This window comes from Halothiobacillus sp. (assembly GCF_028710545.1).
Lineage (GTDB): Bacteria > Pseudomonadota > Gammaproteobacteria > Halothiobacillales > Halothiobacillaceae > Halothiobacillus.
In genome coordinates this window covers 21,016-34,174 of sequence record NZ_JAQTTX010000026.1, presented here as the reverse complement: position 1 = coordinate 34,174, position 13,159 = coordinate 21,016, and the positions used below count along the sequence as shown (strand labels likewise).

Annotated in this window: 10 protein-coding genes; 6 read left to right on the top strand and 4 right to left on the bottom strand. The window is 56.3% G+C overall.

Going from position 1 to position 13,159, the window contains the following annotated elements:
• Nucleotides 1–122: 122 nt before the first annotated feature.
• Nucleotides 123–1,949 carry a GGDEF domain-containing protein gene (locus tag PHD44_RS06985; RefSeq protein ID WP_300189644.1) on the bottom strand — a complete coding sequence of 609 codons (1,827 nt, stop codon included), beginning with the start codon at nucleotides 1,947–1,949 and terminating at the stop codon, nucleotides 123–125.
• 160 nt (nucleotides 1,950–2,109) lie between these two features.
• On the bottom strand, nucleotides 2,110–2,802 hold the full coding sequence (gene yihA / locus PHD44_RS06980) for a ribosome biogenesis GTP-binding protein YihA/YsxC (RefSeq protein ID WP_300189641.1): 693 nt from the start codon (nucleotides 2,800–2,802) through the stop codon (nucleotides 2,110–2,112).
• Between the two features lie 449 nt (nucleotides 2,803–3,251).
• Between yihA and PHD44_RS06975 the strand changes: the two genes are divergently transcribed.
• The 6 genes from PHD44_RS06975 to PHD44_RS06950 all read left to right on the top strand — a co-directional run bounded on the left by PHD44_RS06975 (nucleotide 3,252) and on the right by PHD44_RS06950 (nucleotide 10,677).
• On the top strand, nucleotides 3,252–3,917 hold the full coding sequence (locus tag PHD44_RS06975) for a c-type cytochrome (RefSeq protein WP_300189638.1): 666 nt from the start codon (nucleotides 3,252–3,254) through the stop codon (nucleotides 3,915–3,917).
• A gap of 213 nt (nucleotides 3,918–4,130) precedes the next feature.
• Nucleotides 4,131–6,233, top strand: coding sequence for a cytochrome c biogenesis protein ResB (locus PHD44_RS06970; protein ID WP_300189635.1), 2,103 nt, complete (start codon nucleotides 4,131–4,133; stop codon nucleotides 6,231–6,233).
• Between the two features lie 74 nt (nucleotides 6,234–6,307).
• Complete coding sequence (ccsB, locus tag PHD44_RS12735; protein ID WP_367182013.1) at nucleotides 6,308–7,525, top strand: c-type cytochrome biogenesis protein CcsB; 1,218 nt, start codon at nucleotides 6,308–6,310, stop codon at nucleotides 7,523–7,525.
• A 167-nt stretch (nucleotides 7,526–7,692) separates the two neighbouring features.
• Nucleotides 7,693–8,394, top strand: coding sequence for a thiol:disulfide interchange protein DsbA/DsbL (locus PHD44_RS06960; RefSeq protein ID WP_300189633.1), 702 nt, complete (start codon nucleotides 7,693–7,695; stop codon nucleotides 8,392–8,394).
• 27 nt (nucleotides 8,395–8,421) lie between these two features.
• Nucleotides 8,422–9,276: an endonuclease/exonuclease/phosphatase family protein gene (locus tag PHD44_RS06955; RefSeq protein WP_300189631.1), complete on the top strand. Its 855-nt coding sequence runs from the start codon at nucleotides 8,422–8,424 to the stop codon at nucleotides 9,274–9,276.
• Nucleotides 9,277–9,294: 18 nt separating this feature from the next.
• The gene (locus PHD44_RS06950; RefSeq protein WP_300189628.1) at nucleotides 9,295–10,677 is read left to right on the top strand and encodes a diguanylate cyclase; all 1,383 of its coding nucleotides are present in this window, start codon (nucleotides 9,295–9,297) and stop codon (nucleotides 10,675–10,677) included.
• Nucleotides 10,678–10,730: 53 nt separating this feature from the next.
• Here PHD44_RS06950 and PHD44_RS06945 read toward each other — a convergent pair whose 3' ends face one another.
• Nucleotides 10,731–11,933: a heme biosynthesis HemY N-terminal domain-containing protein gene (locus tag PHD44_RS06945; RefSeq protein ID WP_300189625.1), complete on the bottom strand. Its 1,203-nt coding sequence runs from the start codon at nucleotides 11,931–11,933 to the stop codon at nucleotides 10,731–10,733.
• Nucleotides 11,930–13,159 (bottom strand): uroporphyrinogen-III C-methyltransferase, encoded by a 1,230-nt coding sequence (locus PHD44_RS06940; protein ID WP_300189623.1) that lies wholly within the window; start codon nucleotides 13,157–13,159, stop codon nucleotides 11,930–11,932. The genes PHD44_RS06945 and PHD44_RS06940 overlap by 4 nt, the downstream gene beginning before the upstream one ends.

Below are 13,159 nucleotides of genomic sequence, written 5' to 3'. Positions count from 1 at the left end.
ATGGTTTCCATGCAAAGCACTCCAGGATGACCTCCGCCAAAACAGCGGAGTGTGGCACAACCGGGGGTGGTCAAATTTGGACGCTGTTTCCCCCGGATTCCTGCTCAGTTTTGCACGCTGTTTTACATATCGTGCAGATCGGCCAATGGCTCTTCGGGATTGGGAAGCGCGAACTGATTCTTGCCCGCGAGTTTGGCCCGATACATCTGTGCGTCCGCGATGGCGAACAGGCCGCGGGCCGAATCGGTATGGGTGGGGCCGATGGCAATGCCGATGGACAATGAAACCCCGACCGTATGTCCATCCGGTGTTTTCATCGACAAATTTCGTATTCTGGCCAGCAGCCGGTCGGCCACCATGGTGCATTCCTTCTCACCTGCCTCAGGCAGAATGGCCGTGAACTCATCACCGCCATAGCGCGCGAGGATGTCCCCGGTGCGCAAGGCATCGTTCAGGCACTCGGAGACCTTGCACAGGAAGGTGTCTCCGAAGGTGTGGCCGAAGCTGTCGTTGACGGCCTTGAAGTCATCGATATCAATGACAAACAGGCCGAACGAGTAGCCATGCCGCTGCGCGCGACCCATTTCATAATCCAGCAGCGACCAGAACATGCGCTGGTTATACATCTGTGTCAGCGGATCGCGCGTGGCGTAAAACTCCAGATCCTCGGTGTGCTTTTCAATGGCGCGCACCGAACCCACCACGTTCAGCATGGTGGAGAGGATCGACTCGATCAAGAGGCGTTCGACCTGTGACTGGTTTTGGGTGTTGGGCAGAATGAGACCGACCAGACCGTGGATGGACGGGTTGTCCATGGTGATTTCTTTGGTGCGCAGATCCAGATGCCGGGCGTTGTCGAGTGTTGGTCTGCCGGATGGGTCGAGGCTGTGTTGCCGGGGAACGAAATCGGTAGCAACCTGCCCCAGCGTTTCCCCTACGATTTGCTGGACGCGCTGGCTCATGGTTGCGGCGACCGTTTCATTGATGGCATCGAACCAGAACAACTCCACATTGGCGGGCCGGTCGCCGACCGCAAAGGCGGTGAATACGCCATGTACGGTTTGAACCGTGTTGATTTCCTTGAGCAGGTCGCGCACGTAGCGTCGCCAGTCGCGCACCACATCCGAGGTGATGACAAACCGTTCGAGCAGGCGAATTTCAAATTCGAGCAAATCCCGATCCACCGCCAGATGGCGCACTTTATCCGTCAGGCTATCGACTTCGATCAGCACGTCGTCCAGCTCGGAAAAACCGGTGTGCGCGTCGCTGAAACGGATATGTGCCAAATCCTCAACCCGGTCGAGATAACTGATCGAGTTCTTCAAACTTGCAATCGAGCGCCCCATCCGTCGCCCGAGCAATAAAGCAATCATCAGGGCGGCCAGCAGGGGGATCGGCATGATAATCAATAGCTTGTTGACAAGCTCATTGTGTGCCTTTGTCGTGATCTGCCCGACAGATTGCGTGATCGAGAGCACACCCAGCACATTGCCCACCTTGGCGTTGGTGTGGCACCTTATGCACTGCGCTTCGGCGATCAGTGGGCGGTCGTGCCGAATCATCCCATCGTGCATTTGTGTCTGGGTTTTGCCTGTGGCAAAGGCGGATAACACCAGGGGATCTGCATCGGGTTGTTCAATCGGGCCAAAGAGCGCTATGACCTTGCTGCCGCGGTACAACTCGATGCGGGTACTGGAATCGTTGCCTTGGGCGCGGATGGTTTTGAGAAATTCGTCGAGTTGCGCGCGGGACCAGCCTTGTCGCATGATCTGATACATCGCGTTGAAGGTGCCGTCGGCCAGCGAAGCCGACATATCAACGGCGGATTGGCGCACTGTGCGCTCGAAAACACCGGTGGTGGCCCAATACATGGCAATGGCGACCAGAACGGAAACCGCCAGGGCGGCGCCCACGATCAGCAGCCGAATTGAACGTAACCATCGTCCCATTGATTTCGATTTCCTAAAAAGCTAAGACTGTGTCGTACGATTCGGGTCGTCCGATACAGTGCGGCTGTCCAGTGCCACTATGAAATATTCGTGTAATAAACCAGCGTAATCGAAAACGATTTTTGTGTGGAATCAGACTTTCTGTGGGGTTATTAAAAAATCAAGATGTTCTTAAATTGTCGCTGGTGGGCGCATCAGGTGCTGCCGTGTCGGCGGTCGGGTTGTCGTTTTCTTCCGTGTGTTCGGGGGGGTATGGCAGGCCGCCTGAGCCTAGCCATTCGTCCAGAATGACGCGGGCTTGCGGAACCCCGCTGCCACGTAACCCGGAAAAAGGCAGCCAATGAACGGTTGCAAGAGAAGTCTCTTTTTTGAGGGCAAAAACGGTTTTACTGATTTCGTTTTGACTGAGCTTGTCGGCCTTGTTCAGCAGGCACAGAACCGGCAGTTGACGATCCTGGGCGTATTCGATCATCTGGCGGTCGGTTTCCTTGAGTGGGTGGCGAATGTCCATGATGATCACGACGCCGGCCAGTGACTGGCGTTCGGCAAAGTAAGCGGCCAGTGCCTCGCCCCAGCGCCGCCGCATCGCCTCAGGCACCTTCGCGTAACCGTAGCCGGGCAAATCCACCAGGCGGCGGCTTTCGTCACGCAGGCCGAACAGGTTGATCAACTGGGTTCGTCCGGGTGTGCGGGATGTTCTGGCCAGGCCCTTTTGCCCGACCAGCGCATTGAGCACGGTTGATTTTCCGGCGTTCGAGCGGCCCGCAAATGCCACTTCGGCGCCGAAATCGGCGGTCAGTTCCTTGGGCGACGGGGCGCTCTTGATGAAATAAGCCGTTCTAAAATCCATCATCACTTCGGGCTCCAAGTCATGAACGTTCCGCGTCGGACCAGCCGCGCGGCTCGTTCGCGGGTATAAATTAAGTAAATGCTGATTTATTCCATCCTTGGAATAAATCAGGTCGCTCATCGCGGTACACGCCCGCGATGGCTCTCACGAATCAAAGACGTACGTCTTTGATTCGTGTTGGGGCATCCTGCCCCAAGCGGGAAGCGCTGAATAAATCAGCGCTTTCTTAAACCCATCTAATGGGGTATTGATCAATCCGAATCCCGCCGCGAGCTTATCGCTGCTAAACTGGGAAGGTTTCAGTGAGCAGGGTCACTATTGGGTGGCATTGTTTCACAGATTGGGTCGGGGCGTATGCCGCGACGAATTTGCCGCCCAATGGGGCGGTGTATGCTCGGGTTGCGATGCCCCGAGCCGGACATTTTCCGAATAGATTTTAGAACAGGTGCCCCATGAGTCGATCAGCTTTGAGTTCATCACGTTTGCCCGTCGTGGCGCTTTTGTTCCGTCGTGCCGCGCTGCCCATCGTGCTTGGTGTCGGCATCACGTTGACGGGAAGCGCTGTTGCTCTGGCCGGCGGCGATGTGGAAGCAGGGCGCGAGGCCAGTAAGACTTGCGCCGCCTGTCATGGTGCCGATGGCAACAGTATGGTGCCAACGTTTCCTTCCATTGCGGGTCAGCCCGCCGGATATCTCGCGGAACAGCTTCGTGCCTTCCGCGACGGTAACCGGGTCAATGCCTTGATGAGTCCGCAGGCCAAGGCTTTGACCGACCAGCAAATCCTGGATCTGGCTGCCTATTTTGCGGCGCAGAAGCGGGTGGTGAAGGCGGCGTCGACGGAAGATTCCATCCCCGGTGCGCATTTGTGGAAGTTTGGCGGCCATTCGAATACCGTGGCGGCCTGTGCGGCTTGTCACGGTCCGCAGGGGCAGGGCAATCAGCCCGCCGGGTTCCCGGCGCTGCGTGGACTGACGCCTCAGTACATCACTGAATCATTATTGGCGTATCGCAAGAATGAGCGCAAGACTGAACACGCCGACATCATGGTCAGCATTGCCAGCAAGCTGACTGATGATGACATCAAGGATGTGGCTCAACATATCGCTACTTTCCGCTAGTTTTTGTTTTTCCGGGTTGTCTGCCGGGCTACTCCTGCGAGTGTTCTTACGACCCGGATGCATGTTTTTTTGAATGTCCGACGATGGGGCTAGGGAACTTGTGTCCCGATAGCCACTCGAAAAAATCCTTCGATTAAATAACTCGAGATATCCTGCCCCGGTTGGGGTAACCAAGACCTACGATTACCTACCCTATTTTGTAAAAGGCTGCGCATGTCCGATATTTCCCGATCTGCCGAACTGAACCCGCCCAAGTCGGCAGAGGCTCAGCCGGGCGCTGTACAACACCGTTCGCAGAGTGTCACCAAGCGCATCCTGCTGTGGCTGACGTCGATGAACCTGGCGGTCACGCTGCTGGTGATTCTGGCGATTGCTTCGGTGATCGGTACGGTGCTCAAGCAGAACGAATCCTTCAACAGTTATCTGGATGTGTTCGGGCCGTTCTGGTTTGCGGTATTCCGTAACCTGTCTCTGTACGATGTCTATTCAGCGACCTGGTTTGTCGCCATCCTGCTGTTTTTGGTGGCTTCCACGTCATCGTGCGTGGCACGCAACGCGCCGGCGTTCCTGCGTGACATCCGCAGCTTCCGCCTGAATGCCCAGGAAAAATCGCTTCGTGCCTTTGCGCACAAGGCAGACATGAAATCGACAGCCAAGCCCGAGTCACTGGTTGCGCCCATCCAGGCGCTTCTTGAGCGGGCGGGTTTCAAAAGCCGGGTGAAAACCCAGCCGCACGAAATTCTGATTTCCGGGCGTAAAGGGGGGCTGAACCGGATCGGCTATGTGTTGACCCATGTCGGCATCATCGTCATTCTGCTCGGCGGCCTGCTCGACAGCAAAATGCAGCTCAAGCTGATGGATGCGCTGGGCATGGTCAAGGTGGAAACCGCCAATATTCCCGTCAGCGAAGTCCCGGCTGCCAGCAAGATTCACGTCGGTGGCTTGCAGGCGTTTCGTGGCACGGTCAACATACCCGAACATAAATGGGGCGATGTGGTGTTTATCGGCCTGAAGGATGGCTATGTCGTTCAGGAATTGCCGTTCAAGATTTTCGTGAACAAATTCAGCATTGAACATTACGACACCGGCATGCCCAAGTCGTATAAGTCGAATGTGACACTGACGAACAAGGAAACGGGGCAGGAGATCACCAAGACCATCGAGGTCAACCACCCGTTGCATTACATGGGGTACAACATTTTCCAATCGAGCTTCGGCGATGGTGGAACGAAACTGAAAATGAAAGCCTGGCAGTTGTCAGGTAAGGCCGGCGTGGCGCAACCCATCGATTCGGCCGTTTTTGACAAAAAACGCTTTGATTTCAATAATCAAAATTATCAGCTCGAATTTACCGATTTCCGGATGTACAACATCAATCCGGTTATGGATGACAAGGGCGTGGTGCATCAGAAAAATTACGGGCCTTCGGTGACGTTCAAGCTGCGTAACGCGGCGGGCGAGGCCATCGAATACCAGAATTACTTCCTGCCGATCAGCTTTAAGGGGCATCAGTACTACTTAAGTGGCGTGAAACGCAGCATTGGTGGCCAAGAGCAGTATTTGTATATTCCGGCCGACCAGAAAGGGTCGATTGATACCTTCATGGCTTATCTGGCCATGCTCTCCGATCAGGCGAAAATGCAGCAGATTGCCGCGCGCCTGATCGGTGACGTGAGTTCATCCGTCGATGGCAAGAGTGCCATGTCCAACGAAAAATTGACCCAGTCGGCCAGTGCCTCGATCGCAGAATTGGTGCATGTCTTCGTCCAGCAGGGTTTCCCGGCCATGCAGGCGAAAATCGAATCGGCGCTGGCTCAGCGCAAACTGAGCCCGGAGGCCAGCAAGAAGGCTGAGCAGGCCTCGATAAGTGTGGTTCGTTCCGTGCTTGAGCGGGCCTTCCTGGAAACCTTGGCGGCGCAGGATGGAAAGCAGGAATTTACCGATAAGGATGCCAAATTCTTCGACGATGCCATGGATGCCATCTCGGCCTTGCCGGCCTATGGTTCGCCCATTTTCGTGCAGCCGACGAGCTTTGAGCAGATTCAGTCCACCGGTCTTGAAGTCTCGCGCGCACCGGGCGCCATCTGGGTTACCATCGGGTCGATCATGCTCGTGATCGGGATTTTCATGAATTTCTACATTCACTATCGTCGGCAATGGGTGTTGCTCAAACCGGACGAGAAAGGTACCCGCATCTTGCTGGCCGGGTCCGATATTCGTAAAAACATTGATTTTGACAAGGATTTTGCGGCGTTCAGCAGTGAACTTATGGCCGCTACGGAGTCGAAACCTTCAGAGAGTGAAAGACCGGCCTAGCGCGACGTCGTCACGCCGGGCGAATCAATAGCCATGAGGCTCGAACTGTTTCCTATTCGAGGAGTTACCTGAAAATGTCAGTGCCAAAAGAACACATGATGCCGATGCTCGATGCATCGCTTAAGCTGAACAAAGACCCGGGCCGACGCATCGGGATCGCAGATGTTCTCTACACCCTGATCGCCTTGGGTGCGGCTGTATTTGCCTATTACCACTACCGCGAATACCTCTGGGGGCCCCAGATCGGCATGCTGTTTGGCTTTGCCATCGGCGTAAGCTTTTTGGGCTGGCTCTGGCCCGCTACCCGCTGGCTCGTGGGTGTGGTGGCCGTCGTCTCTCTCTTCACTGTATATCAGTACGGGTTATACGCACCGGGCGGCGAAGCGGTCGGGCGTATCAAGCTGCACGAGATTCAGGAAGGTCACTTCTTCCTGAAGTTTTTCCTCTCCAGCCCGGCTGCCACCATGTGGATGGTGACGCTGTTTGCCTTGGCCATGCCGACCTATTTCTTCGGGATGTGGCGTCGGTCAGTGTTCGCGGAGAAAGTGGCCAGTGCATTGGTCTGGAGCGGTATTGCCATGGGCTTTATCGGTTTCTTTGCCCGCTGGCGCGAATCGTACCTGATCAATTTCGATTACGGCCACATTCCGGTCAGTAACCTCTACGAAGTGTTCGTGGTATTCAGTGTGTTCACCTCCTTGCTGTATCTGTACTACGAGCGCCGCTACCAGACCCGCGCACTGGGCGGTTTCGTGATGATGGTGGTGACCGCCGCGCTGGCCTTCCTGATGTGGTATCAGTTCTCTCAGGCCGCCAATACCATCGAGCCACTGGTGCCTGCGCTCAAGAGCTGGTGGATGAAAATCCATGTGCCGGCGAATTTCATCGGGTATGGCAGTTTTGCCATCTCCGCGATGGTCGGTGTCGCCTACCTCATCAAGGAGAAGATGGGTGGTGATGGCGTCAACGATCGCCTGCCTTCCCTGGCGGTGATGGACGACATCATGTACAAGTCGATCGCGCTGGGTTTCGCCTTCTTCACGATCGCTACGATTCTCGGCGCCATGTGGGCCGCCGAAGCCTGGGGTGGTTACTGGAGTTGGGATCCCAAGGAAACCTGGGCATTGATCGTCTGGTTGAACTATGCGGCCTGGTTGCATCTGCGCTTGAGCAAAGGCTGGCGCGGTACCGCGATGGCCTGGTGGTCCGTAGGTGGTCTACTGGTGACTACCTTTGCCTTCCTCGGTGTGAATATGTTCCTCTCCGGCCTGCATTCTTACGGCAAGCTCTGAGTTCGTGACGCTGTTATAGACAAACCCCGCACAAGCGGGGTTTTTTATGTCGTTGGGCGAACGTACGCTCAATTTCGGTGTCTATGCCGTACAATCGTGTCAGTGGATCGGATGGCCCGGTCATTAGAATGGGCTGGTTCATCGTGTGTAAAAAAGAGGAGTTTGGTATGCCGTTTTCGGGTTTCTTCCGGTTGGGCTTTTTGTTGCGTCGTTGGTTTGAACTGGGGTTGCTGGGGATATTTCTCGCTTTGCCTGTGGCACATGCAGCACCCACGGCAGCCGCATCCGTACCGGTGACATTGAAAGAAAATGTGAACTACCGGGTCGTGATCACCGATGTGACGCCACCAACCGATGGCAAGATTCTCGTGCAGGAAATGTTCTGGTACGGCTGCCCTCATTGCTTTCATCTTGAGCCCGCGCTGGATGCATGGCGCAAGACGTTGCCCGCCTATGTGGACTTCGAACCGTATGCAGTTCCCCTGACACCGGGCTGGGTGCCACTGACCAAAGCCTTTTATGCCGCAAAATTCATGGGCGTTTTGCCCCAAACCCATCTGCAGGTATTCAACGATATTCATGTCAAGAACATTCGCCCGGTGACGCGCGACCAGATCGCCGATATGTACGCGGATTTAGGGGTGGATCGAGACAAATTCCTGCAAATGTACGATTCCTTTGGTGTCGATAATGCCGTGCGTCAAGCGGGTGTCGTGGCTCAAGATGCCGGTGTGACCGGTGTACCGGCCATACTGGTGAACGGCAAGTATCTGGTGAACGGCGATATGGCGGGCAGCAACGAGGCCATGCTGCCGATTGTCGATGCGCTGATCGCCAGGATTGAAGCGGAGAAAAAGGCCAAATCGTGATGAGCATCGCGCAAGGAGGACATGTTGATGCCTGAGTCTTGCGGGGTGTCCCGCACAGCGGCGCTACAAACGGGCGATCATCCGCACGTGATGTCATCCAATGGGCCGCGCCCGCTGCGGCTATTGTCTTATAACATTCAGGCCGGTATTGGCACCCGCAACTTTCGGGACTACCTGCTGAGTGGTTGGAAGCATGTGCTGCCCTTCCCGCAACGGATGCAGAATCTCGATCACATTGCCCAGTTGCTCAGTCAGTTCGACCTCATCGGATTGCAGGAAGCCGATGGCGGCTCATTGCGCAGCCATTTTCTGAATCAGATCGAATACCTGGCCATGCGCTCTAACATGCCGTTTTGGGTATCGCGCATCAATCGTGATCTGGGGCATTGGGGGCAACACGCGCTGGGTATGCTTTCGCGGGTCGAGCCTTATCATATCGAGCGTTATGCCTTGCCGGCGCGCATACCCGGCCGCGGTGTCGTTCTGGCCGACCTCGACTGGTATGGTCAACGCGTACGGGTACAGGTCAGCCATCTGTCCTTGAGTGATCGGGCGCGTCGGGCGCAACTGGATCGCCTGATTGCACACTGCCGGGCGTTCGACGGTGTCAATATCGTGATGGCCGACTTCAATTGCACGCCCAATAATCGTGATCTGCAACGCCTCTGTGTGGAAGCGGGCCTCAAACTGCCGTTTTCACCGCCATTGACCTACCCCAGCTGGGAACCCAAGCGCGCGATCGACCACATTCTAGTCTCAGAGAATATCGAGATTGAATCCGTGGATGCGCTCGCTTATGGTGTATCCGATCATGCGCCCCTGTCGATGCAGATTAAACTGCCGCCTGTTTCCAACGCTTATTTATCGTCAAAGGCCTCATAAGTGGCTTAGGGATCACCGATGAACGACTCGGCAAAAACGGATTACCGCGCCAAATACGAACAGTTGCTGGATGAGTTCAGTTCGCTTGAAACCACTGAGCAACTCCAGCAGAGCTTGTTGCGGAGCCTGCTTAACCGGGTTTTGTTTGCGGTGGATAAGGCGTACCCCACTTTGGCCAAAGAGAGTCAGGCGCTGCGCGATCTCATGCGTCAGATCGGTGATGGCCCATTACCCATAACGCGCATTCAACCGGGCATCGAGCATCTGGCCGAAGCCATTCGAGCCATCGAAGCTGGTGATCCGACCCCGGATCGCGAGGAAGATTTGAGTGATGAGGAAGTGGCTGAGCGTGTGGACGTTCGGGATTTTCTGCCGCTGTTGCTGGAACGGGTGGCCTTCACCGAATCCATGGAGGGTCGACGCGAGAAACTCCTGGCTATTTTGAATAATCCCAAAGACAAGACCCTCAATTCCATCTTGATCGACCGGGCGGCCACTCTGATCAACGACATGCGCCGCGAACTCGAAAATGAAAAAAACGAGTTGGCCGATTTCCTGCGCCAGCTCACGGAAGCATTATCCGAAATCGATCAACATACCCTTGCCAACCTCGGCGATGTCGAAACACAACGCAAGGTGCAGGAGGCGTTGGGTAACGCGGTTACCGAGCAGGTGTCGCACATCGATCGTACCGTGTCGGATGCGACCGATCTGGATGAACTCAAGCGCGTGGTGCGTCAGCGGGTGGCGCGGATCAGCGAGCAGATCGATACGTTTCGCAAGATGGAAGACAAGCGTCTTGCCGCGGTCGAGTTGGAAAACAACCAGATGCGTGAGCGCATCGGCAAGCTGGAAGCTTCCCGGCAGCTCCTGCAGGAGCAGCTGATGGCCAGTACACAGAAAATGCTGCGGGATACACTCACAGGGCTGCCGAATCGTTTGGCTTTTGACGAGCGCGTGACACTTGAAGTGGCCCGGATGCAGCGCGAGCACACGCCTTTGTGTCTTGCGATCTGGGATGTTGATCACTTCAAGCAAGTCAACGATACCTTCGGGCATCAGGCGGGCGACAAGGCTTTGCACGTCGTGGGGAAGACATTGAATCGCTTGATTCGCGATGTGGACATGGTCGCCCGCTATGGTGGTGAAGAATTTGTGATGATTTTGCCGAGAGCAAACCTGCAACAGGCGTTTGTCGTGCTCGAGCGCATTCGGGAACAGTTGGCAGGCACCGCATTCCGCTTCAAGGAAACGCCGCTGAAAATCACCTTATCCTGCGGTGTCGCCGAGTTTGGTGCGGGTGAAACGATTGAAAGTGTGATGATGCGGGCCGATGAAGCCCTCTACCGTGCCAAGGCCAATGGCCGCAATTGCACACAAATGGCATATCTCAAATCGTAGGCGTAGCGCGGTCAATGCGCTGTCCGCTCGCAACCAAGCTGAAATGGATTCAGTTACCTTTCCATGTCCATCAGTTCGAATGCCTTGGTGTAATAGATCACGGCTTGGGCGCTGTCGCGCTCATGTTCCGCGATTTGTGCCGCCAGTTTGAGGCTGGGTACATCGGGGTGATCGTCCAGTACGGGAGCGAGGGCCTGTTTGGCTGCTTCGGTATCATCATTCAGCCAAGCCAGGCGCGCCTCGGCATAGGCGCGCAGGTTGGTGTCTGATGCGCACGAGCCTTGGCTCGCCCAACGGTTGAACTGTGTGAGCGCTCGTGCCGGATCCTTGGGTGGCAGCGCCAGCCACTGATGGAGCAACGCGGGGGTGCATTGTTGATCCAGCGCTGTCTCAAGAATGCGTTCAGCTTCATCGGGTTGCCCCAGCGTCAACCAGGAGTTCGCCAGCGAGGCGAGCATGAGCCCATCATGGCGCAGACTTTTCGGCGCATCGTTCCATAGCGCAGCCAATTCAGAAGTTTGTTTATGGCGCGCCGCGGCCTGAATCAGCCCGCCGTATACGGCCCGGTCATAGCGTTGAATGTCCTGTTCGGTGAGGCCGGACCACTTCAGACGCCGCAACGCGGGCATCAGCGTCCGCAATTTTTCCCAGTCCGCCGCTTCGAACAGCGTTTCGGCAAAGGCACAGACAATGGCCTCGTCCTTGGGGTGAGCGGCGGCAAGCGATTGCAATAACTCCAGTGCAGGCGCCAGATTCTTCTGTTGTCGGAAGCGATTGGCCATGTGCAGGGAGAGGAAATCGGCAAAACGTGGAAATGTACCGCGGACTTCATCCAGCAGGCTGAGCGTGGCAGCTGTTTCGCCTTGGGCCATGAGCGCATCCGCCGCGATGACGTAATTCAACGGCGGCAGACTGGCTTCATTCAGGCTTGCGCGCGCCAGCTTTTCGGCCACAGCGAAGCGCCCCCGTTCGAGTTCCGCCCAGGCGCGCAGCAGTTGTTCGTCCGCGGCCTGTTGTTTCTGGCGCGCGGATCGACGACGCCAGAGTGCGGGTAGTTTCAGCACGGCGGAAATGACGCGCCAGATGATCGCCAGCGCAATAAACCCAACGATGATCAATGCAAGCAGGCCCAGCGCCGTGGTTTGCAGTTCCCAGCCCAGCAGCGCGATGTCGGCTGTGCCCGGGTCACGGATGAAATAGAAGCCTGCGCCCGCAGCCAGCACCAGAATGATCAGGATCAGCGCAAAACGTTTCATGGCTGCACCTCCGGTGTGTGTGCCGTTGTTGGCGCCGTATTCTCAATGCCTGCCGCAGCCCAGGCCTTGAAGATCGGAGTGAAACTGGGCCACTGACGACCGGCGTAGAAATCCTGTGTCTGCTTCAATGCCGCCAGGGTTTGACGGACATCATCGTCATCGGCCGCATAATGCTGGGTAATCCAATGCTGTGCTTCGTCCAGAGACTGCCTCATCTGCGGGATGTCATGCGAGAGTAGTTCTTCACGCACGGCCGTCAGCCAGAGACGTGTTTCACGATCATCACGCGCGCGGGCGCTCGCCTTGACGGCTTGATCACTGCGGGTCAAGGTGAACTGCCGACCGAACCATTCGGCGACGGGATGCCAGATGGCACGCGGCCAGCGAACGTACCAAGGGGCCGTTTCCGTTGCGCTGGTGTTGGCAGCGTCTTCTGTCGCGGTAGCGGGTTCGGTTTTGGCGGATGCTGGTTTTGAACCGATCAATGGCCAGTTCGAGACATTTTCTGCCGCGCGCCGCAGGCTCAGTGCCATGCCGACGGCGTCAAAGTCATCTGCTTTGCGCAGTCCGACCAGAACATCGCTGATTGCCGCGCGAACAGGCAGGGTCTGCGGCAAGGCGAGTGCGGCCAGGCGCTGATCGGCCAGCTTGAGTGCGACAGCCGCTCCGGCAGGATCTTGCGCGATGCTCAGACGTTCCTGCGCACGGGTAAGCAGAAAACCGATTTCGGCGGCCTTCCAGGCGCGTTCGCCTTGCCCCAGACGGTTTTGGATGTCAGCCAGATTTTTCTCGACCGCGGTCAGCCGTTCATCCAGTGTCCGGGTGGCTTGCTGTGTATCTGTTTTGGTTTCGGTGATCTGCTCGTGCGTTTTTTTCTCTTGGGCAGTCAGTTGTTGGTTCAACTGTGCCAGCTGGTCTTGAGTATTCTGCAGTGACTGGCTCAGTGCGCGTTGATCCGTCTGCTGAGTCGCCATCAGACCGTCCATACGAGCAGCATTGGTCTGGAACAGTTTCCAGCCATACCAGGAGACACTGACCAGCGAGCCCGTGAAAACGACGAACAGGGTCAGTATCCAGTAGCCATAGGAGCGCGTTACGGCAACGGTCGCTTCCTCTGGTTTCATCGGCTCGTTCTCGCCGATAACATCGGTGGTTTTTTCTGTTTGAGGCGAAATTTCTTCAGCCGCAATGGGCTGGGCATCGGGCTGCTGTTTTTTCTGGGTCAT

Coding starts and splice junctions, on each gene's coding strand:
- PHD44_RS06985 (WP_300189644.1), bottom strand. CDS start 1,949: ATGGGACGATGGTTACGTTCAATTCGGCTGCTGATCGTGGGCGCCGCC.
- yihA (WP_300189641.1), bottom strand. CDS start 2,802: ATGATGGATTTTAGAACGGCTTATTTCATCAAGAGCGCCCCGTCGCCC.
- PHD44_RS06975 (WP_300189638.1), top strand. CDS start 3,252: ATGAGTCGATCAGCTTTGAGTTCATCACGTTTGCCCGTCGTGGCGCTT.
- PHD44_RS06970 (WP_300189635.1), top strand. CDS start 4,131: ATGTCCGATATTTCCCGATCTGCCGAACTGAACCCGCCCAAGTCGGCA.
- ccsB (WP_367182013.1), top strand. CDS start 6,308: ATGTCAGTGCCAAAAGAACACATGATGCCGATGCTCGATGCATCGCTT.
- PHD44_RS06960 (WP_300189633.1), top strand. CDS start 7,693: ATGCCGTTTTCGGGTTTCTTCCGGTTGGGCTTTTTGTTGCGTCGTTGG.
- PHD44_RS06955 (WP_300189631.1), top strand. CDS start 8,422: ATGCCTGAGTCTTGCGGGGTGTCCCGCACAGCGGCGCTACAAACGGGC.
- PHD44_RS06950 (WP_300189628.1), top strand. CDS start 9,295: ATGAACGACTCGGCAAAAACGGATTACCGCGCCAAATACGAACAGTTG.
- PHD44_RS06945 (WP_300189625.1), bottom strand. CDS start 11,933: ATGAAACGTTTTGCGCTGATCCTGATCATTCTGGTGCTGGCTGCGGGC.
- PHD44_RS06940 (WP_300189623.1), bottom strand. CDS start 13,159: ATGACCCAGAAAAAACAGCAGCCCGATGCCCAGCCCATTGCGGCTGAA.